Source organism: Pseudoalteromonas luteoviolacea (assembly GCF_018100925.1).
Taxonomy (GTDB): domain Bacteria; phylum Pseudomonadota; class Gammaproteobacteria; order Enterobacterales; family Alteromonadaceae; genus Pseudoalteromonas; species Pseudoalteromonas obscura.
Genome location: NZ_JAGJEH010000003.1, coordinates 263030 through 285852, shown reverse-complemented (window position 1 = coordinate 285852; position 22823 = coordinate 263030). Strand labels below are relative to the sequence as shown.

The window sequence follows — 22823 nt, the reverse complement described above, 5'->3', positions numbered from 1 at the left end:
GTTAACGATTATCTACGAAACTCTAAATTTTGTGGCAAATCAACCAAGATTAAAATCGCCCCTTTTCCACCATATTCCAGTGGAGCTTGATGCATCGCAAGAATGTCGGGGTGTTGGACTAAATAATGTGGAACTTTGTGTTTTAGAATACGCTCACCTATGCCATGTACAATGCATGCGCAGCTGACGTGCTGTTTTTTACATGCATGAATGAGAGCTGCGAGTTCATCTTTAGCTGTTTCTTTATTCATACCGTGCATATCTAAGATCAATTCGGGCGCGTAATCCCCACGTCTGAGCTGTTTTGCAAGGTATTTATCAGCACCAGGCCTGACGTAGTTAACGGTTCCGTTGGTATCAATATCGGGCACGTATTCGTCGGAAAAGTAGAACTCGGCTTGATGCTGCTTTTTTTGTTCTGCAATTACTTCGCCTTTGAAGCGCGTTGCTTTCTGTTTGTGTACCACGGTGTCTTGTTTAAGTGGTTGTGTTCCGGAAATCGCATCGCGGAATAAGTCAAAGTCGTCAGAGGCCATAGCTACTTCAGGGTATTCTCTAGTCATTTACGTATTTTAAATAAAAAAAGCATAAAAACCTAGCCTAAAAACCGCTACAATGCCGCTATCTACATAGTGTGAGAATTATCATGAGTGAATTATCAATAACCAACGAAATCGCCCAAGAGGCTTATGAAGATTTGGTAACGATACAAGATTGGCTGCGTTGGACTGCAAGCCAGTTTGTTTCAAGTGGACTATTTTTTGGTCACGGTACCGATAACCCTTGGGATGAAGCGGTGAATTTACTCTTACCTACCCTTAATCTACCTATTGATTCACCTAAAGATTTAATGCAGGCCCGACTAACAGGTACGGAGAAAAGGCGTTTAGTTGAGGTGATAAAGCTTCGCATTGAACAGCGAATTCCAGTGCCTTATTTAACAAATCAAGCGTGGTTTGCAGGTATGCCTTTTTATGTGGATGAGCGAGTATTGGTGCCTCGATCACCATTTGCAGAGTTAATTACAAAGCAGTTTCAACCTTGGGTACAAGCACCTGAAGAGGTAACTCGCATTTTAGATATGTGCACAGGCTCGGCGTGTATTGCGATTGCTTTGGCAAAATACTTTGAAAATGCACAAGTAGATGCGGTAGATATTTCATTTGATGCGTTAGCCGTAGCCGAGATGAATATTAACGATCATATGATGGATGATCGTGTATTTGCAATTCAATCAGACGTCTTTAGTGGTGTGCCGGGTCAGAAATACGATTTGATTGTCGCAAATCCACCTTATGTTGACGCCGAAGATATGGCCGATTTACCAGATGAATTCCACCATGAGCCAGAATTAGGGCTTGCATCTGGCGATGATGGTCTCGATGTTACACGTATATTGCTCCGAGATGCGGCTGAACACTTAACGGAGAGTGGTATTCTATTTGTCGAGGTGGGTAATTCTATGGTACATATGGAAGCATTATATCCAGGTGCACCATTTACTTGGCTCGAGTTTGAACACGGCGGTTTAGGCGTGTTTATGATCAGTAAACAAGAGTTGGTTGCCTATTTTAACGATTAACCTTTGCGGTACATTGCTTGACCGTGGACGATATCCATTGTTGGTTTGGTACGGCAAAGGGAGATGCGCAGAGAAATTTGTCGAATATTCGGGGGATGTTTACCCCACATAGGTTCAGATGAACCAAAACCGTAACGAGGAATGAGGAAAGTTAATGGCAGGCAATAGCATAGGCCAGTTGTTTCGGGTCACGACATTCGGTGAAAGTCATGGTACAGCACTTGGTGGTGTTGTCGATGGTGTACCGGCAGGGCTTGAAATCAATGAGGCAGATTTACAGGTTGATCTAGACAGAAGGAAACCCGGACAAAGCCGCTACACGACACAGCGTCGTGAAGGGGATGAAATTAAAATATTATCCGGAGTATTCGAGGGAAAAACCACAGGAACTAGTATTGGATTGTTGATTGAGAATACCGATCAACGCTCAAAAGATTACAGCAAGATCATGGATGTATTTCGTCCTGGTCACGGTGACTATACCTATTGGCATAAATACGGGCATCGTGACTATCGTGGTGGGGGCCGCTCATCTGCACGTGAAACGGCTATTCGTGTAGCTGCGGGCGGTATTGCTAAAAAGTACTTAAAGCAAGTTCATGGTATTGAAATTCGAGCATGTTTGTCTCAACTAGGACCGATTAAAGCTGAATCTTATAATTGGGATAGTGTTGAGCAAAACGCTTTTTTCTTCCCCGATGAAAGCAAGTTAGACGCACTTGATGAGTATATGAGAGACCTTAAAAAACAGGGCGACTCAATCGGTGCTAAAGTCAAAGTAGTTGCTAAAAATGTCCCTGTAGGCCTTGGCGAACCTGTTTTTGATAGACTGGATGCCGAACTTGCGCATTCATTAATGAGCATTAACGCGGTGAAAGGCGTCGAGATTGGTGATGGTTTTGACGTAGTCGAGCAAAAGGGTTCTGAGCATCGAGATGAGCTGACGCCTGAAGGTTTTGTTAGTAATCATGCCGGTGGTGTGCTTGCGGGTATATCTACAGGGCAAGACATCATCGCTTCTATTGCCTTAAAGCCAACATCAAGCATTACAGTGCCAGGCCAGAGTATCAATACCGCGAACGAGTCTGTGGAAATGATCACCAAAGGCCGTCATGATCCCTGCGTAGGTATTCGGGCGATCCCCATTGCTGAAGCCATGATGGCTATCACAATTATGGACCACCTACTGAGGCAGCGTGGACAAAACCCGCATGTTGAAGTTCCTCAAGGACCAATTCCTGCTCAAGTAAAATAAGAAAAGGCACCATTTGGTGCCTTTTTACGATTTTGCACAGATAACAATACCTGATTAATTTCCTTGGTTCATTTGAGTTAACTTGTCGCCAATTGGTTTTGAGAAGTTATACCCATCATACTTATCCCAATTGATTGACCAAGTCATCACACCGCCAAACTTTGGATAGTTAAATGCGGGTTTGATAGTGCCACAGCTGAGGCCTTTGGTTAAGCAGTCCAACGCTGCGATGATGTTTGCTGTTGGTGCTTGTCCTGAGTTAGCTGATTTCGGACCAGATGGCAAACCGATAGCAACTTGGTCATCTCTTAGTGGCGCAAAGCGTGTGCCATCGGCTAGGTCAAATCCTTCTATGAGCATTTTAGCGTGAGCGACCATCATATTAACGGAGCCCTCTGGTGCGCTACCTGGCTCGTATGGGTTAGGTAAACCACCATTGTTGTAAAGTTGCACGTGCAGTAAGTCTAATGTATCTCTAAGTGCGTCAATTAAAGGAATATAGGCACCCCAAATGCCGGTATATGCTACCATACCTCCATGAACATAAGGGTGCTCCGGTGCCATGGTAAGTACCATATTGCCGCCGATATTTTGTTCGATTTGTTTGAGTGCACGAGGTAGACGAGCTTGTATTTGTGAACCATGTACTAGGTTAGAGCCACTTTCTAAATCGATATCCAGCCCGTCAAATCCCCACTCTTGTATGATGTTGGTTAGGCTAGATACAAACTTTGCCTCATCAGCATCGGTATTAAGTGTAATGGTACCTTCTGCACCACCTAGGCTTAAGACGAATACTTTACCCTGTGCTTGTAGTGCTTTCATATCTGCTTTGAATTGCACCGGGTCAATCGGTGGGCAGTTGGAGCGAATGTCTTTTTCAAATGGCTGGAAGTGAACCGTGCCATCGGAATTTCGGTCATTTTCTGCAAACGCAATATCGATAATATCCCATGCAGGTGACATCTGCGCGAGTGGGATAGGGCAGCCAGCTGGATTGACAAAGTTATGCCAATAACCGATCAATTTGTGTGTCTTACCTATCGGCTTATCGATGACATTAATCGTGGTGCCAGCACTGCTTGCTTGGTTCCCGGCACTGTCTTTTGCAACAGCTGTAAGTGTCTGAGTGCCAAGCACTGCAGGTGTGTATACCCAACTGTATGGCGACGTTGTGTCACTACCTAATAGTGTGCCGTTGGCATAAAATTCCACACTGCTAACTGTACCTGTAAGTGCTTGAGCCTGCGCTTTAATATTAACCGAGTCACCAAGTGTGTATTGTGTACCTGCTGTCGGTGAAGTTAAGTCCACAACTACAGGCTTATCCGTGATATTCACTTGAATTTGCTCAGTGCTAACATTCCCTTCATTGTCTGTAGCACTCGCTGATAGAGTCACAGCACCAAGCGTAACAGGCTGCCAATTGACCGAGCCCGTTCCACTGGTAAAACTACCCAGCAATGTTTGATCTGCATAAAGCTCCAGTTGTGCCACAGTACCATCTGCATCTGTTGCTACAATGCTGACTTCACTGCTTTGCCCCTGAAGAAGTGTACTGTTTGGCTCTGGCGAAACGAAGCGAATTTCAGGTGCTATTGCGCAAATACCAAGATCGCTCCATGCATCCTGCCAATGTTGGCCCGCGCCTGGTTCGTATGCCCATTGTGCATTCGAACTACACCAGCCACCAACATCACAGCGGTATTTCCTATTGTTATGGGAAACCAGCTCACCAGTTTGGTATGTCTGGCCTGCTAGGTATGATTTAAGACCTTTACATCCACCTTGGTTGGACGATGCGATGTTGATATTAACGCTTGCATTACTGCTGGCATTTTTATCATCAACGGCAGATATCTTTATTTGCACTTGGCCGGTTGTATCACTTACCCAGTTATAAGAGATATTTCCATTTGCAAATGTCGCAACCTCTAAATTGTTGATGGATATTGATGCCCCAGAAATAGAGCCGTCCTGATCTGTTGCTGTCGCTTTGATGCTTACTGTATCACCCAGCGTAAATTGATTGTTATTGCCGGGAGATGTTAGCTCGATCGCCGGCGGTGTATTGATTGTTCCATCGGTAACCTCGATTGTTGCCGAGCTAGCTTGGCTGACAGCGCCTTGATCATCTGTTGCCACGGCTGAAACTACATGCGGGCCGAGCTGTGCTGACCATGTGACCTGATAAGGGGCTTGATTGTCAAAACCGACAGACACATCATCGACGAAAAACTCTACCTGGCCTACTGCACCATCTATATCTGCCGCATCAGCTGATAAGACAACGCTGTCATTAAGGGTGAAAACACTTCCTTGAGCAGGTGTTACTAATGTAACTTCTGGGTTTTGGTTGCCACCACACGCACCTAAGTTTTTCCAGACCTTAAAATCGCCAAAATTTTGCTGTGGGTCTTCATTTTGACTATACCACCTTGCTTCAAAGGCACTGTTTAAATGTTTTACTTGATCACCAGCGCGATACACATCGGAAGCTTGCCAAGTGGTCAAGCCGGTACAATTTGCTGCCAGTGTCTGCATGCTAGATAGCAACAGCACGCCACTGCCGAGCAAGTAACTAATATTACTATTTCTCATTGTTTTTCTCCTTACATGTTGTATGTTTTGTGAACAAAACGTTTCCAGCATAGAACTATGTAAAGGGTTAATCAATGGCTTTTTTTATGAACGCTATAATGCAGAAAGGGGCTGCAGTTGGTTTATACCACCTGCAGCACAAAGGTTTATTCTGGCTTTGATGTGTTTGATTTAATAGTGACAACTCGTTGAGGGAACGGAATTTCGATATTTTTGTCTTTAAAACCTTGGTAGATTGCTTGATTGACATTGAGCTTATTTTCAATCAAAGATGTGGTGGGTGTCCAATATCGATAGCTGATAGTGATCGCGCTATCAGAAAATGCTTCTATGCCAACTTGCGGGGCTGGATTATCTGCGACATTATCATCATCAACCAGTATTTTTTGGATAACAGATATTGCTAGGTCGACTGGTGCATCATAGGCTATACCGACCTGACCCTCGATATGAGAATAGTTAAAAGAGTTATGTAATACCTCGCCAATAATGTGTTTATTGGGCACCGTGATTTCGACTTTTTGTTCATTGATTAAAATTGTATGACCGAGCTCTATGGACTTAACTTGTCCACTGACCCCTTTTATGGCGATAGTGTCACCAACAACAAACGGGCGAGTTGCAATCAGCGCAAGACCTGCGCCATAGTTTGATAGCATACCCTGTACTGCTAAGCCGGCCCCAAGAGAGGCTGCACCAATTGCCGCGACAAAAGGTGTGACACTGATCCCAACCTTTCCTAAAGCAATGATAATAAACATGGTAACAACTAAGACTTTAACAACATTTGATACGAAATTGGTCAAGGTAATATCAATATTGTGTCGTATCATCACTGCATGGGTTGCTGAGGCTAGTTTCTTAGCAAGCCATAAGCCTACAACTAAGATCAACAAAGCAGCTATTAGTTGCATACTGTAGGTAAGTAAATAAGTACGGATCATATCGTAGTACTTTTCAAACTGTTCTATTTCTTGCTCTATCAAGTTGAGCTCCTTTGAACGTCATGTTTAGTGCCTGTTAGGCGTATAAGCTATTGAGTATAGTAAAAAGTATCGGAACCCAAAAAGCGCTTATTATGGCGCTTAAGATCATAGCGACGGATGCAAAAGCACCGGCTAGCGGGTGGTATTCCATTGCAGCAGCAGTGCCAATCGCATGGCAACTGACACCCAATGCAACCCCTTTTGCTTGGGGTTGAGAAATATTGAGCAATGTAAGCAGTTTAAGGCCAAAAACGCCGCCAAATACGCCGATTAAAATAACCATAGCAGCAGCTACACTTGGTACTCCCCCCAGCGACTCTGTGATGAGCAATGTGATAGGGGATGTGACCGACAGTGCCATCATAGTGCTGGTTAAATCACTGTCTGCTTGCATGAATACACATAAGGCATATGCAAAAATAGTAGACACGGATACGCCAATGAAAGCACAAAAGATCAATAGTTTAAATGCCGATTTTATATGGGTGTACTGCTGATACAGTGGGTAAGCGAGGGCCACAACTGCGGGTTCCAAAAACCAATCTATGGGTATACTGGCTTGGAAATAGGTCGGGTATTTATAACCGGTTAACAGCAATACTAAAGTGATTATAGTGATACAAATTAATACAGGGTTGAGCAAAGGGCTCGGCCAGCTTTTATAAACTTGTCGCGCAACTAAGAATAAGCCAATTGTCAGAATACAAACAAGTATACTAGTCACGGTACTTACCTTTTGCGGCAAGTTTACCAACACTGAATAGAACAAGGCAGGGAAGCAGAAAAAGTAACGATAATATTAAAAGTTTATGCTGTGCTATTAGCTGTAGGTGCTCAATAAAGCCAACTCCTACAGGGATAAAAAATAGTGCCATATATGCAATCAGTGATTGACATGTCGCAGCCAACCTTTGTGGCGCAAGTATACGACCTTTGAGCAACAGAAACAGTATGATCAAGCCTACTAAAGGGGCGGGAATGTTTAGCCCGGTCAATAGGATAAGCATTTTGGCGCTATATAGGCATATAAGTACATAAAACATGCCGATGATGTAATTGAACTTTTCCACTACCTTATTCACTCAAAGGGTAAGGGCACGAATAGGATGCTATTTCCATTTTGCACGCTCAAAGTAAGGTTGCTTTTCGTTATTTTTTACACCATTTTTCATAGCGATACGAGTGTTTTTTGAGCATAAAAGCTTAATTTGATACCTGGTTTCCAGCCATAATAGCTGACGAGTAACTGGTTGGTAGGCACGATTGTAGAGTTGCTTGATCGCGGCTAATGCATCGGGCGAATGGCAACTTAAAGAGTCGATGTGTTGTTTTACATATGCCAGTGGGTTTTGATCAATTTTACTAATAAGACCAAACTCCAATGCTTGTACAGCAGGAATTCGCTCGGCGCTCAGTGCCATAGCTAAAGCATGGTCTTGTTTGACGTAGGATGGCAAAACAATGCTAGTGCCCATGTCAGGGCAGAGCCCCCAACGGGACTCCATAATAGCGACCTGTGTATCGGGGTGGGCAATTCTAAAGTCTGCGCCCAGTGCAATGTGCAGGCCACCCCCTAAGCAATTACCTTGCAAGATGGCGTATACAGGTACTGGGAGAGTACGCCAACCTAATACAACTTTTTGTACCAGGTTTTGGTTTCCCGGGAGCAATTTGAATAACAACTTAAATATTTGCGAGGGGTGCTTGGTGACACTTTGTACATCTAGTCCAGAGCAAAAGTGCAGTCCTTCTCCTTGTATAACAGCAGCTCTGAGTTGGCGGTTCGATTTGATCTGTTTGATTGAGTGAGCTAGCTGTCGAAACATATCATAGTTGAGTGCATTTTGTTTGTCAGGGCGGTTTAATGTTACCCATGCGATGTTATCGATGACTTTGTACTGAACCATGGTGGCTCCTGTATATTGTTATTTTTCTTTTTGGTAAATATTAGAGCATTAACGTTAATCGATCCACTGAAGCTTATTAAGTATAGATTTAATAAGCCTCAGTGGACATAATTGCGTTTTATGAGCGTTACTGTGTTAATTTAGTTAATGCACTTTAGCGTTAAATTTATTCATTACACCCTATCCTTGTAGAAAACGAAATTACGGATTTGGTATCATGGGGCTGGTTATAAATGAGGGGTGAGGACATGTCAGCAAGACTAAGCAGTATTGAAGAAGTAACACATCAGGCATATGATATTTTTCTTGAGTTGGCTCCAGAAAATTTATCTCAAGAAGATATCGATGTATTTAATGAACACAGAGAAGAGTTTGGCTTTATTGAAGAAGCGGATGTCGATGATAGTTGGCACGCTGTCGTGGCATTTGAGCAAGAAGCTGAACGTGAGCATTTTGTACAGGTCACAATCGGCGTTGAATTTGAAGACGGTGATGAGGTGTTTGCAAAGGTATTGATCAGTCGAGACTTAGATGCGCCATTTTGCCATGTAGTTTGGAAGCAATAAAAAAGAGTCTGTTGTCGAGTGAAAAAAGAGAAGTTACTCCTATTTATATCTGCATTATGCTGTACTCAGGCGTATGCTGTTGATCCTTTTGAAGACTTTCATGAATATGGCGAGTTATCTGAAGAAGAGATCCACGAATTGCATAAAGGTGAATTTTTATATGGTGATGTTGAGTTTGGGTTTATTGCGAACAGTGGTAATACTAAAAACTCCTCATTTAAATTAAAAGGTAACCTCTATCAGGATTTTCAACATTGGCGTAACCAATTTAAAATTGATGGTCACTACGCAGATGAAACAGATATTGAAACCGGTATTGAAGATGAAACTGCGTCACGTTACTTTGTGTCTGCGCAAACAAGTTATAAGTTTGGCATAGATAACGAATCATTTTTTCTTTACGGTGATTACGAAGTTGATGAGTTTAATGGCCGAGAATATACATCGACCTTTGTTGTAGGGTATGGCAACCGCATATTTGAAGGACGTAAGAATACAGTCGACTTTCATTTTGGACCTGGTGTCCTAATATACCGGGTTGACAATGAATCTGAATTGCTTCCACACCAAGAGAGAGTCGAACGAGGGTACTTATTGCGTGCCTCACTGCAATGGGAGCGCAATATTTCAAAACGGACGCGGTTTAATCAAGATTTTAGCTACGAAAGATCTGTGTCTGGACTCGGTGCTAGGAGTTTTTCTGAAACAGCATTAATTAGCCAAGTTATTGAAGGCTTGTCACTTAAGGTTTCGTATACTTATCGGTATAATTCCGATCCAGAAGAAAATAAAAGCAAAGTAGATACCGAGTTTGGTGTGACATTTGTTTATGGTTTTGATTGAGGCAATATGTATCAAAAAACGCAGCTCGCATGGGCAATTTTTGGGATCTTGGCTTGGCTAAGTACTTTTGTTGTGATGGGGTTTATACTGCTTGGCGAAAATGTAGGGGTTATTGCCTTTGGCATCATTTTAGTTCTGGTTGCAATTGCCTTCTATGGTTTGACGATTAAAGTTGATACAACGGCACAACAGTTGAGCTGGTGGTTTGGGCCAAAAGTGGCGAAAAAAACAATTCGCTTTGAAGACATTGAATCCGTGCGCGCAGTCACCAACTCATTTAGACATGGTATCGGAATAAGAATTTCCCATGATGGTTGGGTTTATAGTGTGTCTGGGTTTAAAGCGATAGAAGTCAATATGGTGGATGGCACTAAATATCGTTTAGGCACATCAGATCAAGCTGGCTTGCTCGAAGCGTTAAAAGAAAAAGTTAAACAAGAAGTACAAGAAGAAAGCGCCTCGTAGGCGCTTTTTTTAATGGTCGTGGCCGCAGCCGCCCGCGCCATGCACGTGACCATGCTCTAGCTCATCAGCTGTTGCTTCGCGCACTTCCAAAATTTCGACATCAAAATGCAAAGTAAGACCTGACAGAGGGTGGTTACCATCGACTATGACTTCATCACCTTCGACACCTATCACAATAACAGCTTGCTCACCTTCATCTGTAGTGGCACGAAATTGCATACCGACTTCAACATCAATACCTTCAAACATGCTCTTTGGTACTGCTTGAGTTAGGTTGTCATTGCGCTCACCGTAGCCTTCTTCTGGTTTTACAGTCACGCTGACTTTGTCACCAGCTTGTTTGTCAATAAGTGCATTTTCTAAGCCTTCGATTAAAAAACCAGTGCCGATGATAAATTCTAGTGGATCTTCATCAAATGTATTATCAATGGTATTTTGGTCATCATCTAAAACCGCGTAATGCATTTTTACCACTGCATTTTGAGCAACTTTCATAGTATTTCCGTTAATTATCTTCTATAGAGTAAGGCAAAGCCTTGATGTTTAGCGATACTGAAAGGTTATCTTTCGGCCTCAGTACAGCTGAATTTTCTAGGTCGTTAGGTAAAACGGCCAATGCATAGTATGTTTTTGTTGCCGCATCATATGTTTGGCGGATAACCTTGCCAGCCCGGCGCCAATTGCCTTCATCAAGCTGCATTTCAAGATCTTGTACTTCGATACTTGATTCTGATTGTCCTTGAACAATGAACATGGCGCGTTTGTTCTTACCTAAATAACGCATACGGGCAACAGTCTCTTGACCAGTATAGCAGCCCTTTTTAAAGCTAATGCCGTTTAGCGCTTGTAGGTTGACCATTTGTGGCACAAATTCATCTATGCCATGCTCACCGAGTTGCGGTTCACCAGCGAGAATATCACGGACCTCAAACGTGGTAGAATCAAGCTCTACGGTATATTCTGTAGGTAGAGAGGTCGTATTTTCGAGAATTAAAATTAGGCTACTGTCATCTATTTTTAAGGCTTTACCGCCATTAAATGAACAGGCATTATTGTCTGTATCAAACTGCAAATTGAAGGTGTGGCAAACTTCATCAAATGAATCGGCCAGTACACCAAAACATTGGTGTTCGGACAAGTTAATGTCTACCTTAGCAAAGACGCCGTATTTACTTAACTCACGACATGCTGCTTCGGCCTCTGGCTGTGAGCCTAACAAGCAAAATGCATCATCTAAACGCAATACGCGCAGCGCCGCCCATAACTTACCTTTCGGGCTACAGTGACCAGTCCAAAGAAAGTTATTATCTTGAACTAAGTTCATATCTTGTGTTACTTGTCCGTGAAGGTAGCTGAGTTTGTCTTGTCCGGATACTAAGAGCAAGCGAAGAGGGAGTTGGTATACTGTGGCCATCAAGCTGATCCTGCGTAAATATTTTAGATTATGTTACCTGATAAATGGGTCTTGAGGTAGGCAAAAGCAAGATCAAATGACAATAATTCTTAACAATGACTATGCAGTGTACAGCTGCTTTTTAACTGCGCTTGTTGAGTTAGCGCAAATGAGTAGCGATCTGATTTTCCCCAACGACTAATTGCGGTTATACTGCTTGGCGAGATTTGTATGTTCTAGATAAGAGGTATTTAAGCAATATGGAACAATTGTATCCTAAACCCCGCATTAAGTGGGCCTGTCGTCGAGGCATGTTAGAGCTAGATGTATTGCTTGAGCCATTCGTTGATGAAGCTTATGATCAACTCAGCGATACAGATAAACTCACTTTTCAGCGTTTGTTAGAAGTTGAGGATCCGGACTTATTTGCATGGTTTATGGGACACGAGAAATGCCCGCACCCGGATTTAAGCAAAATGGTGCAATTTATTCTTGACCGAGTTCGCGTATAGCATTGCTTTTAAAAATAATTATGTAGACCGCAAAGTGCTTGCGGTCTTTTTTGTGATTTTTGCCTTCTTGTTACTCGTCTTAATTCCAGAACTGTGGTGGTTACATTTAACACTCTGTTATTTGGGTTATCGTCATGCATTGTTTACCTGCACTAAAATAATGCCCAAAGAGGGCGATATTACACTGATTGAAAAGGATATCTGGTTTAAATTAGCCAGTGAAGCTAAGCATAGCGAAGGTACGATAAGCTACGGCAAAGTATTTGCGTCGTTATTAATTGTGGAAGTGCGTTGCGAGTCTGGCGAGAAGGTTAGGTTAGCGTTTATGGCTAGTGCAATGGGCTCGGATGCTTGGTCACACCTGAGCCGCATTGCCTTGCAAGCCAAGTAAGCTAGGGCGTCAAAATTGTTGGCTTGGGCTGGCTGTGTTGCTCTGGATAATCTAGAGTGTAGTGAAGACCTCGACTTTCCGTTCTTGCCAATGCGCTGCGAATGATAAGCTCAGCGACTTGCACAAGGTTTCTAAGTTCCAATAGATTATTGCTGACTCGGAAGTTTGCATAATACTCGTGTATTTCTTGTTGTAACAACTCAACCCGTCTAAGCGCTCGCTCCAATCGTTTTGTTGAGCGGACAATACCAACATAATCCCACATAAACAGTCTAAGCTCATGCCAATTGTGTGTGATGACTACCTCTTCATCAGAGTCACTAACTTTACTTTCATCCCAAGGGGACAAAGCGGATATGTCGGGTTGAGTATCTATATTTGAAAGAATATCCTGAGCTGCTGCATGGGCGAATACAATACACTCAAGCAGTGAATTACTTGCCATACGGTTTGCGCCGTGCAGACCCGTGTAAGCGACTTCACCTATCGCATAGAGGTTTGATATATCCGTTTTACCATTAAAATCAGTCATTACGCCGCCACACGTATAGTGTGCCGCGGGTACTACAGGAATAGGTTCTTTGGTGATATCTAGCCCGACACTTAGACATTTTGCATAAATAGTCGGGAAGTGTTCGATAATGAAATCTTTGTTCTTATGTGAGATATCCAAATATACACAATTCGCACCTAATCGTTTCATCTCGTAGTCAATTGCCCTGGCTACGACATCTCGTGGAGCAAGCTCTTCTCGCTCATCGAAGTCGGGCATAAATCGCGTGCCATCAGGGCGTTTTAAATGCGCACCTTCACCTCGCATAGCTTCGGTGATCAAAAAGTTCTGCAATTCAGGGTGGTACAAGCTGGTAGGGTGGAATTGGTTAAACTCCATGTTGGCGACTTTACAGCCTGCGCGCCACGCCATGGCTATACCATCCCCACTTGAAACATCTGGGTTTGATGTATACAGGTAAACTTTACTTGCACCACCTGTGGCAAGGGCGACATATTTTCCTGCAATAGACTCTACACAGTTGTGTTTACGGTTGTATACATAAAGTCCGTTGACCCTTTTATCATCAGCGGTTTTGTCGGTGATGAGATCAATCGCATTGTATTGCTCAAGCACGGTAATATTGGCGTGTTCGAGTACGCGGTCAACCAAGGTTGTTTGCACCGCTTTTCCTGTCGCGTCGGCTGCGTGTAAAATGCGTCTATGGCTGTGACCGCCTTCGCGAGTGAGGTGATAGCGTTCTTTGCCTTTGCTATCAAACTCCATATCAAATGGCACGCCTTGCTCAATTAACCACTTGAGGCATTTTTTTGCGTTAGAAGCTGTGTAATGAACGGCTTCTCTGTCGCACAAACCACCACCGGCTTTCAAGGTATCTTCAACATGAGATTCTATACTGTCGTTCTTTTTGTCAAACACAGCTGCAATGCCGCCTTGGGCGTAAAGTGTTGAACCTTCCTTTAAATCCCCCTTACTGATTACAGTAACTTGGCAATGATTTGCCAAAGAAAGAGCGAGGCTTAGTCCGGCTGCGCCGCTACCGACAATAATTACATCTGTCTGATGCTGCATTTTTTTCTTCATGTTAGTGGTTCTTAGCTTTTAAAGTTTTATTACAACTACAAAAATTGCGTCTATCATATATCAATAATGTTCGCTGGTACGAGATAAAAATAGTAGTTGTGTATCGTCTACGACGAAGTAATACGGAGTATTTTAAAAAAAATATTAAAAAAACAGAACTTTTTATTCATGGTACAGTCAGACTAGCTGTAAAATGATGGCAACACTGCGCAAATATAAGTAATAACAAAGAGGAGTACCGGCTCGAATGAACGAGCAGGATTTGGATTTAGAATTAGTTAGAAAAGTTCAGCAAGGAGATAAAAACGCCTTTAACTTATTGGTTGCCAAATATCAAAATAAGGTGGCGGCGTTGATCTCTCGATATGTATCTAATTCAGGTGATGTGGCCGATGTGGCCCAAGAGGCATTTATCAAAGCGTATAGGGCATTGCCAAACTTTCGCGGAGACAGTGCTTTTTATACTTGGCTGTACAGGATCGCGGTAAACTGCTCTAAAAATTATTTAGTATCTCAGGGGCGAAAAGCGCCTGCGAGCGATATCGATGCTGAAGAAGCAGAGGTTTACGATGGAGCAGATCAATTACGGTCTAATGCTTCGCCGGAAAGTCTGTTATTGAGCGATGAAATTAAAGCAGTCATCTTTAAAACCATAGACGAGTTACCAGATGACTTGAAGACAGCGATCACTTTAAGGGAAATCGAAGGGATGAGTTATGAAGAAATCGCTGTGGTAATGGAGTGTCCTGTCGGAACCGTCAGGTCGCGGATTTTTCGGGCACGTGAAGCCATTGATAAAAATATTAACCCACTCATAGGTAAAGATTAAATGACGCAGTCAAAGTTTGATGTAAACAATGAGCAAATGACGTCTGAGATTTTAGACGCAGAGCGTGAACTCAATATGAGGAACCAAGCTCAATTAGATGCAGATAAATTTGCTCGCTACGCGCTGATTGGCGATGTTATGAGGCAAAAAGAGCAATCGACGCCGTGTATCGATATTACAGCGAGTGTCGCTGCTGCGATTGCAGATGAACCTGTTTACAACATGACTGAAGAAGAGCACGCACAAAAGCAGCAAAGTGAAAATAGCAATGTGGTGCAAATGTCTTTTTGGCGCCGGCCTTTATCTCAAGTAGCTATAGCGGCGAGTGTTGCATTATGTACTGTCATTGGGGTTAACAACTTTACACCTCAAAATAACATTGATGCACAAGCGCCTATGTTACAATCAATGCCTTTAACAGGCACTGTTGCGCCAGTGAGCTTATCGTCAGAACCGGCAATGCAATCAGCAGAGCGCGGTGTTAGAGAATTGCAAAAGCAACGCATTGGTGCCCTGGTATTAGAACACCAACGCCAATCTAGAATGGCACATGCTCTGTCTAAGAATACAAAACAGACAGAAAAGGATAAACAAGAGGAAAATTAAATCTTGATTAAATGGCTCGCGGTTGTACTGAGTGTCGTGCTAAGCACTCAGGTATTCGCCAACGAAACTATCAATGCACGGCAACTCCTAAAAGATATGTCTTCAGCGGTGCAAGAGAGAAATTTTGACGCATCTTTTGTCGTTGTTAAAGGCAAAGGCATGGAACCATATCGGTGGTTACATGGGCAAGTAGAGCAAACTGATTTAGAAATTCTGACTTTATTAAACGGCGCTGGCTTAGAAGTTGTGAGAGTAGACGATGTGGTGACTTACTTTGAACCACAAACAGAGCCTTACTCTTTAAGTACAGATGTGATCGCCGGGCCAATTCCTGAGGTACTGCTACGCGATATTAGTACATTGGACTCGAGCTATGAGTTTGTCCTTGGAGGGAAAGAGCGTATTGCCGGCAGGCCTGCTCAATTGGTTAGGCTGGTGGCGAAAGATGAAAGTAAATTTAACTATTGGCTGTGGGTTGATTTGCAATCAGCGCTATTATTGAAAGCCGCGTATGTTAATCAAGACTCAGAGGTATTAGAGCAGCTGCAGTTGACTCATATCTCAGTCACAGAGCGACCAGCTAGCCAGCTACTGGAATTGAAAGAGAAGACGCTGCCAACTCCAATTGCAGCGCTGTCTGATGACGGACCTGTCAAGCAACAAAATAATTGGCAAATTGGATGGCTACCGAGTGGCTTTAAGTTACTTAAAGCTGACAGGCACAAGCTAGATTTGAATAATGAGCTTGCGGATTATTTTCTCTATTCGGATGGATTGGTTGAAGTGTCTGTATTTGTTCAAAGACCATTGACTGGGCAGCGAGCGAGTGGTGCACTTACTTCTGGCGCGACCACCGTGTATGTGCACAACGCCGGGGCATTTGATGTCTCTGTGGTCGGTAAAATTCCTGTAGAAACGGCTAAAATTATTGCTGAATCTGTAAAGCGTTCCTTATGATAGAACAAACACTCACGGTGTCTGAGCTAAAAGGAAACACAGCTTGGCTGATTTCAGAACAGAAACCCGCATGCGAGGGCTGCAATGGTAAATGTGGCTCTCAAGTGTTTAGCAAGCTTTTTGGTACTCACAAAAAAGCATTCCCCTTACCAAATTCATACCAACTCAACGTCGGGCAAAAAGTGAAACTCGCATTGGATGACAGTAAAGTTGTACAGCATGCCTTGTGGGTCTATTTGCTACCCTTGTTAATGGCGTTTTTAGGCATGTTTAGCGCGTTACTTATTTTTTCTTTACCTGAACTTGGTCAGATAGGCTTTGCCATAGTGTTTGCTGCCATTGGGTTTGTGATAGCGAAAATGAAGGGGCAAAGCCTAAAACATGAGGTAAAAGTGATAAAAATTTATCCAATTAGCCTTCCAGTCACGCAAATAGATGGTGATTGAGTCAAATAAATTGTAAAATGGGCGTTTAATCTCTATTTGTGAATAACAGAAGTTTAGAATCCAGTATATGAAGCATATCCGTAACTTTTCAATTATAGCCCATATAGATCATGGAAAATCGACACTTTCGGACCGCTTAATCCAGGTATGCGGTGGCTTGTCAGACCGCGAAATGCAGCAGCAAGTACTGGATTCAATGGAACTCGAGCGTGAGCGCGGTATTACGATTAAAGCGCAAAGTGTTACCTTGAACTATACCGCACAAGATGGCGAAACCTATCAATTAAACTTTATCGACACACCAGGACACGTTGACTTCACTTATGAAGTGTCACGTTCATTGGCTGCATGTGAAGGTGCATTATTAGTAGTCGATGCAGGTCAAGGTGTTGAGGCACAGACGCTTGCTAACTGTTACACAGCAATTGAAATGGACTTAGAAGTCGTTCCAATTCTGAATAAGATTGACTTACCACAAGCCGACCCACTGCGCGTTGCAGAAGAGATCGAAGAAATTGTAGGTATTGATGCATTAGAAGCTGTTCAATGTAGCGCGAAGACCGGTATTGGTATTGATGCTGTTCTTGAAGAGATTGTAAAGGAGATCCCACCACCTGAAGGTGATGTGAATAAGCCATTACAAGCGCTGATCATCGATTCATGGTTTGACCCTTACCAAGGGGTTGTATCACTTGTACGCATTAAGCATGGTCAATTACGTAAAGGTGAAAAAATCAAAATTATGTCTACGGAGCAAGTTCATATCGTAGATAAAATTGGTATTTTCACGCCAAAGCAAACCGATACGGGTGTACTAACGAGTGGTGAAGTTGGCTTTATCATAGCAGGCATTAAAGACATTCATGGTGCACCAGTTGGTGATACTATTACGCTTGCAAAATCGCCTGCAGAAGAAACATTACCGGGCTTTCAAAAAGTGAAGCCGCAAGTGTATGCTGGTATGTTCCCGATTTCTTCAGATGATTACGAAAACTTCCGTGATGCACTGAATAAACTGAGCTTGAACGACGCATCTTTGTTCTTCGAGCCTGAAAATTCGACTGCACTAGGTTTTGGTTTCCGCTGTGGCTTCTTAGGCATGCTGCACATGGAAATTATCCAAGAGCGTTTAGAGCGTGAATATGACATGGATCTTATCACGACAGCGCCAACCGTTGTGTACGAAGTTGAAACTAAAGATGGCGTAATTCAAATTGATAACCCGTCAGATTTACCGCCGGTCAATGACATATTAGAAATCAGAGAACCAATTGTAGAAGCTAACATCTTGGTACCACAAGAATACCTAGGTAATGTAATTACGCTATGTATCGAGAAGCGTGGTGTACAAACTAAGATGAGTTATCATGGTAATCAGGTTGCCGTAACCTATGAATTACCTATGGCTGAAGTGGTTATGGACTTTTTCGATAAACTCAAATCGACTAGTCGTGGTTTTGCTTCACTCGATTATAACTTTAAACGCTTCCAAGTATCTGACATGGTTCGCTGTGATATTTTGATTAATGGTGATAGAGTGGACGCACTTGCGATCATTGTTCACCGTGATAATGCACAGAGCCGAGGCCGTCAGCTGGCTGATGCTTTGAGAGAGCTAATTCCAAGGCAGATGTTTGATATTGCGATTCAGGCTGCAATTGGCAACCACGTAATTGCCCGTACAACAGTGAAACAGTTACGTAAAAACGTAATTGCAAAATGTTATGGTGGTGACGTGAGTCGTAAGAAAAAGCTATTACAAAAGCAAAAAGAAGGTAAGAAACGCATGAAGCAACTGGGTAACGTAGAAGTACCTCAGGATGCGTTCCTTGCAATATTAAAAGTAGGTAAGTAACAGGAATTATTATTTATGGCAGGTTATTTTTCGGTCTTTCTCGTGCTGTTGACTTTGGGATCGGGCCTGATCTGGTTAATAGATCACTTAGTTTATGCACCAAAGCGTAAGGAGCGTATAGCGCTTGCACAAGGAGCATCGGAGCAACCGCTGGACCAAGAAGTTATTGACCAGATTGCACCGGTACCTGCCATAACTGATAGTGCAAAGTCTATCTTTCCAATGATCGCGGCAATTACTGTGTTTCGGTCATTTATCTTCGAGCCGTTTCAAATACCGTCAGGCTCTATGATGCCAACATTGTTGGATGGTGACTTTATTTTGGTGCAAAAGTATGCGTACGGCATTAAAGACCCGGTTTGGCGTTCACAGTTAGTTGATGTGGATGACCCAAAGCGAGGAGACATAGCTGTATTCAAATTTCCGTTAGACGAACGTATTGACTTTATCAAGCGTATTGTCGGTTTGCCTGGTGATCGTATTGTGTATCGCAATCGTCAGCTTTTCATTAACCCAAAATGTGAAGAGGGTGAGCAAAGCCGAGATGGGTTGGCGTGTGGAGAGTTCAACAAGATTGACGTAGAAATTGTTAATCGCGATGAGTTTAAGCAAGGTTCAATGCCACTAGTACGTTTGACAGAATCTCTACCTGATGTTGAGCACGATATTTTAATTAACCCGAAAGCACTGGAATTGTCAGAGCGCTATTACCAACAACCAGGTACGCGACGCGATGAGTGGGTCGTTCCAGAAGGTAGCTATTTCGCTCTTGGCGACAATCGTAATAATAGTCAGGACAGCCGCGTATGGGGTTTTGTTCCTAAAGAAAACTTAGTTGGAAAAGCTGTATTTATCTGGATGAGTTTTGATTTCGAAAATGGTCCAAATAGCTTATTGCCAGGCTGGGTTCCAACAGGGGTTCGTTTCGAACGCCTAGGTAATATTCAGTAACAATGAAAAAGAACGTCACAGAATTATATAAAAAAATAGGCTACGACTTTGCTGATCAAGCACTGCTTGAACAGGCAATGACTCATCGTAGCCACAAAGGTCAGCATAATGAACGCCTAGAATTTCTAGGCGATTCTATTTTAAGCTTTGTTATCGCAGATGCGTTGTACCACAAGTTTCCAAAGGCGCGTGAAGGTGATTTAAGCCGCATGCGTTCGACTTTAGTACGCGGTCAAACACTGGCTGAATTTGGTGTTGAATTTGGTTTAGGGGACTATCTGAGGTTAGGCCCTGGCGAACTTAAAAGTGGTGGTTATCGCAGGGAGTCAACGCTGGCTGATGCGGTAGAAGCGATTATTGGCGCGGTGTTTCTAGATTCAGACATCGAGACCTGTAAGACGCTTGTGCTTAAATGGTATAAAAGCCGTTTAGAAGCCATTTCTCCAGGACACAATCAAAAAGATCCAAAAACGCTGTTGCAGGAATATCTGCAAGCGCGAAAATTACCATTACCTGCATATCAAGTTATTGATACAAAAGGGCAAGCACACAATCAGACATTCACGGTTGAGTGTACTGTAAAGGGTATGGATAGTATTATTTCTGTCGGTAGTTCACGTCGAAAGGCAGAGCAAAAAGCCGCAGAGCAAGCATTGAAGATATTAAAAGATGAATCCTAACACCCACTGCGGCATGATTGCGATTGTCGGCCGCCCAAACGTAGGTAAATCGACTTTGCTCAATAAAATTGTTGAGCAAAAAGTCAGTATTACATCTCGTAAGCCTCAAACGACTCGCCATAGAATTATGGGGATACATACTGAGGACAATTACCAAGCTGTGTATGTTGATACACCAGGTCTTCATATCGAAGAAAAGCGCGCTATCAACCGTTTAATGAACCGTGCAGCAAGTAGCTCGATTGGTGATGTCGAGCTGATTATCTTTGTCGTTGAAGGAACATTGTGGAACCAGGACGATGAAATGGTTCTAAATAAAGTTAAAGAGAGCGGTCGTCCAGTTTTGGTCGTAATGAACAAAAGTGATCAGGTCAAAGAGAAAGAAGCCATTTTGCATCATATGCAATGGCTAGCCGAACAGCATGACTTTGTTGGTATCGTGCCAGTTTCTGCGAAGATCGGTAAAAATATTGATATGGTCAAAGAGGAAGTTAAAAATCGCTTACCGGAGTGTGAATTTTACTTCCCTGAAGACTATGTGACAGATCGCTCTATGCGCTTCCTTGCGGCGGAAATTGTCCGCGAGAAGCTGATGCGCTTTATGGGTGATGAATTACCTTACTCTGTCACCGTTGAAATTGAGCAGTTCAAGTGGCAAGACAATGGTGTATGGCAAATTAATGCGCTGATCTTGGTAGAGCGTGAGTCACAAAAGCGCATGGTGATCGGCAATAAAGGCGAAAAGCTAAAAGTCATTGGCCGCGAAGCGCGACGTGATTTAGAGGACATGTTGGACAACAAAGTGTTCTTGGAGCTGTGGGTAAAAGTTAAGTCTGGCTGGGCGGATGATGAGCGTGCTCTAAGAAGCTTAGGCTACGGAGAAGACTGATTGGATAGTGACTTTCGACAAGCATATTTGCTTCATCGGCGACCATATAGAGATTCGCAAGTGATGTTAAATATGCTCGTTGAAGGCGTTGGTCAACTATCCATGCTCGCTAGGATTAAAGGTAAGCGTGCGCTCAAACAGAATGCTGCTTTGCAGCCGTTTACTTGCTTGCTGATCCGTTATGCGGGTAAATATGACTTAAAGTATTTAAACGATTTCGAAATTCAATCACCCCCTTTGATGTTTAAAGGCACACATTTGTATTGTGCTTTTTATCTTAACGAATTGTCTCATCGAATAATTCCTATCAATGAACCACTTGATCATGTATTTTGTTTGTATCAAGACCATCTCAAGCGATTGTACAATGATGGGGATAATGGCCTTGCCATTAGTGTAAATAGCCAACAGCCTAAAAAACAAAACAACAGCGAACAAATTGAAGAGATCCTTCGTACATATGAGTTTCAGTTATTGTACGAATTGGGTGTCGGTGTTGAATTTGATTTCGATGCATTTGGCACACCCATTGATGAAGGAAGTTATTACCAGTTTGTAAGAGAAGTTGGCTTTTGTCCTAGTGAAGACATACATCGCAGCTTTTCAGGAAAAACACTGCTTGCAATTGCTCATGGAGACTACGATTCCGTAGTATCTCGCAGGCAAGCGAAGGCACTAAGCCGCTATTTATTAAAACCACTGCTTGGAAATAAACCACTAAAAAGCAGAGAACTTTTTCAACCAAGGTAGAGTAATGAAAGATATTTTATTGGGCATAAATGTTGACCATATTGCAACCTTAAGACAAGCACGTGGTACGAGTTACCCAGATCCAGCTCACGCTGCAGCTGTCGCAGAGCACGCTGGTGCCGATGGGATCACAATTCACTTGAGAGAAGACCGTCGTCATATTCAAGATCGTGATGTATATGTCATGGCAAAGACTATTCAAACACGCATGAATCTAGAGATTGCGGTTACAGAAGAAATGCTCAACATTGCGTGTGAAGTCAAGCCTGAATACGTCTGCTTGGTGCCAGAAAAGCGTGAAGAGCTGACAACTGAAGGCGGTTTAGACGTCATAGCAAACCAGCAAAAAATTACCGAAGCGGTCGAAAAGTTAACTGCTGCAGGAATTAAAGTCTCATTGTTTATCGACGCGGACAAGGGACAAATTGACGCGGCGAAGGCGACTAAGGCTCCGTATATTGAAATTCATACCGGAGCTTATGCGGATGCTGAATCTGATAGCGAGCAAAATGCAGAACTTGAGCGCATTAGAGAAGGCGTACAATATGCACATGCAAACGGCATCGTTGTCAATGCCGGCCATGGGCTGCATTACCATAACGTTAAACCAATTGCGCAAATGCCAGAGATTTATGAACTGAATATTGGTCATGCAATCATTGCACGCGCTGCGATTGATGGACTAGAGAAAGCGGTCAGAGATATGAAACGCATTATGCTTGAAGCTAGGCAAGCGTAAGTAGAGGCTGACTTGAGAATTAA

The 22823-nt window shown here is 43.0% G+C and carries 26 protein-coding genes; 17 read left to right on the top strand and 9 right to left on the bottom strand.

The window, feature by feature from the left end; translation table 11 throughout:
* Positions 1–8: 8 nt before the first annotated feature.
* Positions 9–563, bottom strand: a complete 555-nt coding sequence (gene smrB, locus J8M00_RS07280) for an endonuclease SmrB (protein ID WP_023398645.1) — start codon at positions 561–563, stop codon at positions 9–11.
* A gap of 83 nt (positions 564–646) precedes the next feature.
* On the opposite strand from smrB, the gene prmB reads away from it, so the two are divergent.
* Complete coding sequence (gene prmB, locus J8M00_RS07275) at positions 647–1582, top strand: 50S ribosomal protein L3 N(5)-glutamine methyltransferase (RefSeq protein WP_211009649.1); 936 nt, start codon at positions 647–649, stop codon at positions 1580–1582.
* Positions 1583–1736: 154 nt separating this feature from the next.
* Positions 1737–2837, top strand: coding sequence for a chorismate synthase (gene aroC, locus J8M00_RS07270; RefSeq protein ID WP_211009648.1), 1101 nt, complete (start codon positions 1737–1739; stop codon positions 2835–2837).
* 54 nt (positions 2838–2891) lie between these two features.
* Here aroC and J8M00_RS07265 read toward each other — a convergent pair whose 3' ends face one another.
* From J8M00_RS07265 to J8M00_RS07245, 5 genes are all read right to left on the bottom strand, one after another.
* On the bottom strand, positions 2892–5438 hold the full coding sequence (locus tag J8M00_RS07265) for an Ig-like domain-containing protein (protein ID WP_211009647.1): 2547 nt from the start codon (positions 5436–5438) through the stop codon (positions 2892–2894).
* Positions 5439–5584: 146 nt separating this feature from the next.
* On the bottom strand, positions 5585–6424 hold the full coding sequence (locus J8M00_RS07260) for a mechanosensitive ion channel family protein (protein ID WP_211009646.1): 840 nt from the start codon (positions 6422–6424) through the stop codon (positions 5585–5587).
* A 34-nt stretch (positions 6425–6458) separates the two neighbouring features.
* Positions 6459–7148 (bottom strand): LrgB family protein, encoded by a 690-nt coding sequence (locus J8M00_RS07255; RefSeq protein ID WP_211009645.1) that lies wholly within the window; start codon positions 7146–7148, stop codon positions 6459–6461.
* Positions 7141–7494, bottom strand: coding sequence for a CidA/LrgA family protein (locus tag J8M00_RS07250; protein ID WP_211009644.1), 354 nt, complete (start codon positions 7492–7494; stop codon positions 7141–7143). Before J8M00_RS07250 ends, J8M00_RS07255 begins: the two co-directional genes overlap by 8 nt.
* A gap of 39 nt (positions 7495–7533) precedes the next feature.
* Positions 7534–8331, bottom strand: a complete 798-nt coding sequence (locus J8M00_RS07245) for a crotonase/enoyl-CoA hydratase family protein (RefSeq protein WP_211009643.1) — start codon at positions 8329–8331, stop codon at positions 7534–7536.
* A 248-nt stretch (positions 8332–8579) separates the two neighbouring features.
* On the opposite strand from J8M00_RS07245, the gene J8M00_RS07240 reads away from it, so the two are divergent.
* The 3 genes from J8M00_RS07240 to J8M00_RS07230 are packed head-to-tail and all read left to right on the top strand — an operon-like array spanning position 8580 to position 10205.
* The gene (locus J8M00_RS07240; RefSeq protein ID WP_211009642.1) at positions 8580–8897 is read left to right on the top strand and encodes a DUF440 family protein; all 318 of its coding nucleotides are present in this window, start codon (positions 8580–8582) and stop codon (positions 8895–8897) included.
* An 18-nt stretch (positions 8898–8915) separates the two neighbouring features.
* The gene (locus J8M00_RS07235; protein ID WP_211009641.1) at positions 8916–9740 is read left to right on the top strand and encodes a DUF481 domain-containing protein; all 825 of its coding nucleotides are present in this window, start codon (positions 8916–8918) and stop codon (positions 9738–9740) included.
* 6 nt (positions 9741–9746) lie between these two features.
* Complete coding sequence (locus J8M00_RS07230; RefSeq protein WP_211009640.1) at positions 9747–10205, top strand: hypothetical protein; 459 nt, start codon at positions 9747–9749, stop codon at positions 10203–10205.
* A 9-nt stretch (positions 10206–10214) separates the two neighbouring features.
* Here J8M00_RS07230 and J8M00_RS07225 read toward each other — a convergent pair whose 3' ends face one another.
* Both J8M00_RS07225 and J8M00_RS07220 read right to left on the bottom strand, forming a co-directional pair.
* Positions 10215–10700 (bottom strand): FKBP-type peptidyl-prolyl cis-trans isomerase, encoded by a 486-nt coding sequence (locus J8M00_RS07225; RefSeq protein WP_211009639.1) that lies wholly within the window; start codon positions 10698–10700, stop codon positions 10215–10217.
* A gap of 10 nt (positions 10701–10710) precedes the next feature.
* Positions 10711–11619, bottom strand: coding sequence for a YgfZ/GcvT domain-containing protein (locus tag J8M00_RS07220; RefSeq protein WP_211009638.1), 909 nt, complete (start codon positions 11617–11619; stop codon positions 10711–10713).
* 239 nt (positions 11620–11858) lie between these two features.
* Here J8M00_RS07220 and J8M00_RS07215 point away from each other — a divergent pair, with 239 nt between their 5' ends.
* Complete coding sequence (locus J8M00_RS07215) at positions 11859–12110, top strand: succinate dehydrogenase assembly factor 2 (protein WP_211009637.1); 252 nt, start codon at positions 11859–11861, stop codon at positions 12108–12110.
* The gene (locus J8M00_RS07210) at positions 12091–12501 is read left to right on the top strand and encodes a hypothetical protein (protein ID WP_211009636.1); all 411 of its coding nucleotides are present in this window, start codon (positions 12091–12093) and stop codon (positions 12499–12501) included. The genes J8M00_RS07215 and J8M00_RS07210 overlap by 20 nt, the downstream gene beginning before the upstream one ends.
* A 1-nt stretch (position 12502) precedes the next feature.
* Here the strand turns inward: J8M00_RS07210 and nadB are convergent, their stop codons facing one another.
* Positions 12503–14098, bottom strand: a complete 1596-nt coding sequence (nadB, locus tag J8M00_RS07205) for an L-aspartate oxidase (RefSeq protein ID WP_211009635.1) — start codon at positions 14096–14098, stop codon at positions 12503–12505.
* Positions 14099–14345: 247 nt separating this feature from the next.
* Between nadB and rpoE the strand changes: the two genes are divergently transcribed.
* From rpoE to pdxJ, 10 genes are all read left to right on the top strand, one after another.
* On the top strand, positions 14346–14927 hold the full coding sequence (rpoE, locus tag J8M00_RS07200) for an RNA polymerase sigma factor RpoE (RefSeq protein WP_023398661.1): 582 nt from the start codon (positions 14346–14348) through the stop codon (positions 14925–14927).
* Positions 14928–15533, top strand: a complete 606-nt coding sequence (locus J8M00_RS07195; protein ID WP_211009634.1) for a sigma-E factor negative regulatory protein — start codon at positions 14928–14930, stop codon at positions 15531–15533.
* Positions 15534–15539: 6 nt separating this feature from the next.
* On the top strand, positions 15540–16490 hold the full coding sequence (locus J8M00_RS07190) for a MucB/RseB C-terminal domain-containing protein (protein WP_211009916.1): 951 nt from the start codon (positions 15540–15542) through the stop codon (positions 16488–16490).
* A complete protein-coding gene (locus J8M00_RS07185) occupies positions 16487–16936 on the top strand; it encodes a SoxR reducing system RseC family protein (RefSeq protein WP_211009633.1) in 450 nt (149 codons plus the stop codon). The genes J8M00_RS07190 and J8M00_RS07185 overlap by 4 nt, the downstream gene beginning before the upstream one ends.
* Positions 16937–17003: 67 nt before the next feature.
* A complete protein-coding gene (gene lepA / locus J8M00_RS07180) occupies positions 17004–18791 on the top strand; it encodes a translation elongation factor 4 (protein ID WP_211009632.1) in 1788 nt (595 codons plus the stop codon).
* A 15-nt stretch (positions 18792–18806) separates the two neighbouring features.
* Positions 18807–19742, top strand: coding sequence for a signal peptidase I (gene lepB, locus J8M00_RS07175; RefSeq protein WP_023398666.1), 936 nt, complete (start codon positions 18807–18809; stop codon positions 19740–19742).
* Between the two features lie 2 nt (positions 19743–19744).
* Positions 19745–20422, top strand: coding sequence for a ribonuclease III (rnc, locus tag J8M00_RS07170; protein ID WP_023398667.1), 678 nt, complete (start codon positions 19745–19747; stop codon positions 20420–20422).
* Entirely contained in the window at positions 20412–21311 is a 900-nt protein-coding gene (era, locus tag J8M00_RS07165; RefSeq protein WP_211009631.1) for a GTPase Era, read from the top strand. Before rnc ends, era begins: the two co-directional genes overlap by 11 nt.
* Complete coding sequence (gene recO, locus J8M00_RS07160; RefSeq protein ID WP_211009630.1) at positions 21312–22061, top strand: DNA repair protein RecO; 750 nt, start codon at positions 21312–21314, stop codon at positions 22059–22061.
* A gap of 4 nt (positions 22062–22065) precedes the next feature.
* Complete coding sequence (gene pdxJ, locus J8M00_RS07155) at positions 22066–22800, top strand: pyridoxine 5'-phosphate synthase (protein ID WP_211009629.1); 735 nt, start codon at positions 22066–22068, stop codon at positions 22798–22800.
* The last annotated feature ends 23 nt before the right edge of the window (positions 22801–22823 follow it).

Excerpts from the sequence above, each read along its gene's own strand:
- J8M00_RS07245 (WP_211009643.1), bottom strand. The coding sequence starts at position 8,331 with ATGGTTCAGTACAAAGTCATCGATAACATCGCATGGGTAACATTAAAC.
- smrB (WP_023398645.1), bottom strand. The coding sequence starts at position 563 with ATGACTAGAGAATACCCTGAAGTAGCTATGGCCTCTGACGACTTTGAC.
- prmB (WP_211009649.1), top strand. The coding sequence starts at position 647 with ATGAGTGAATTATCAATAACCAACGAAATCGCCCAAGAGGCTTATGAA.
- J8M00_RS07225 (WP_211009639.1), bottom strand. The coding sequence starts at position 10,700 with ATGAAAGTTGCTCAAAATGCAGTGGTAAAAATGCATTACGCGGTTTTA.
- nadB (WP_211009635.1), bottom strand. The coding sequence starts at position 14,098 with ATGAAGAAAAAAATGCAGCATCAGACAGATGTAATTATTGTCGGTAGC.
- J8M00_RS07185 (WP_211009633.1), top strand. The coding sequence starts at position 16,487 with ATGATAGAACAAACACTCACGGTGTCTGAGCTAAAAGGAAACACAGCT.
- rnc (WP_023398667.1), top strand. The coding sequence starts at position 19,745 with ATGAAAAAGAACGTCACAGAATTATATAAAAAAATAGGCTACGACTTT.
- J8M00_RS07265 (WP_211009647.1), bottom strand. The coding sequence starts at position 5,438 with ATGAGAAATAGTAATATTAGTTACTTGCTCGGCAGTGGCGTGCTGTTG.
- J8M00_RS07220 (WP_211009638.1), bottom strand. The coding sequence starts at position 11,619 with ATGGCCACAGTATACCAACTCCCTCTTCGCTTGCTCTTAGTATCCGGA.
- J8M00_RS07215 (WP_211009637.1), top strand. The coding sequence starts at position 11,859 with ATGGAACAATTGTATCCTAAACCCCGCATTAAGTGGGCCTGTCGTCGA.
- aroC (WP_211009648.1), top strand. The coding sequence starts at position 1,737 with ATGGCAGGCAATAGCATAGGCCAGTTGTTTCGGGTCACGACATTCGGT.
- J8M00_RS07240 (WP_211009642.1), top strand. The coding sequence starts at position 8,580 with ATGTCAGCAAGACTAAGCAGTATTGAAGAAGTAACACATCAGGCATAT.
- J8M00_RS07230 (WP_211009640.1), top strand. The coding sequence starts at position 9,747 with ATGTATCAAAAAACGCAGCTCGCATGGGCAATTTTTGGGATCTTGGCT.
- era (WP_211009631.1), top strand. The coding sequence starts at position 20,412 with ATGAATCCTAACACCCACTGCGGCATGATTGCGATTGTCGGCCGCCCA.
- rpoE (WP_023398661.1), top strand. The coding sequence starts at position 14,346 with ATGAACGAGCAGGATTTGGATTTAGAATTAGTTAGAAAAGTTCAGCAA.
- lepA (WP_211009632.1), top strand. The coding sequence starts at position 17,004 with ATGAAGCATATCCGTAACTTTTCAATTATAGCCCATATAGATCATGGA.
- lepB (WP_023398666.1), top strand. The coding sequence starts at position 18,807 with ATGGCAGGTTATTTTTCGGTCTTTCTCGTGCTGTTGACTTTGGGATCG.
- J8M00_RS07195 (WP_211009634.1), top strand. The coding sequence starts at position 14,928 with ATGACGCAGTCAAAGTTTGATGTAAACAATGAGCAAATGACGTCTGAG.
- pdxJ (WP_211009629.1), top strand. The coding sequence starts at position 22,066 with ATGAAAGATATTTTATTGGGCATAAATGTTGACCATATTGCAACCTTA.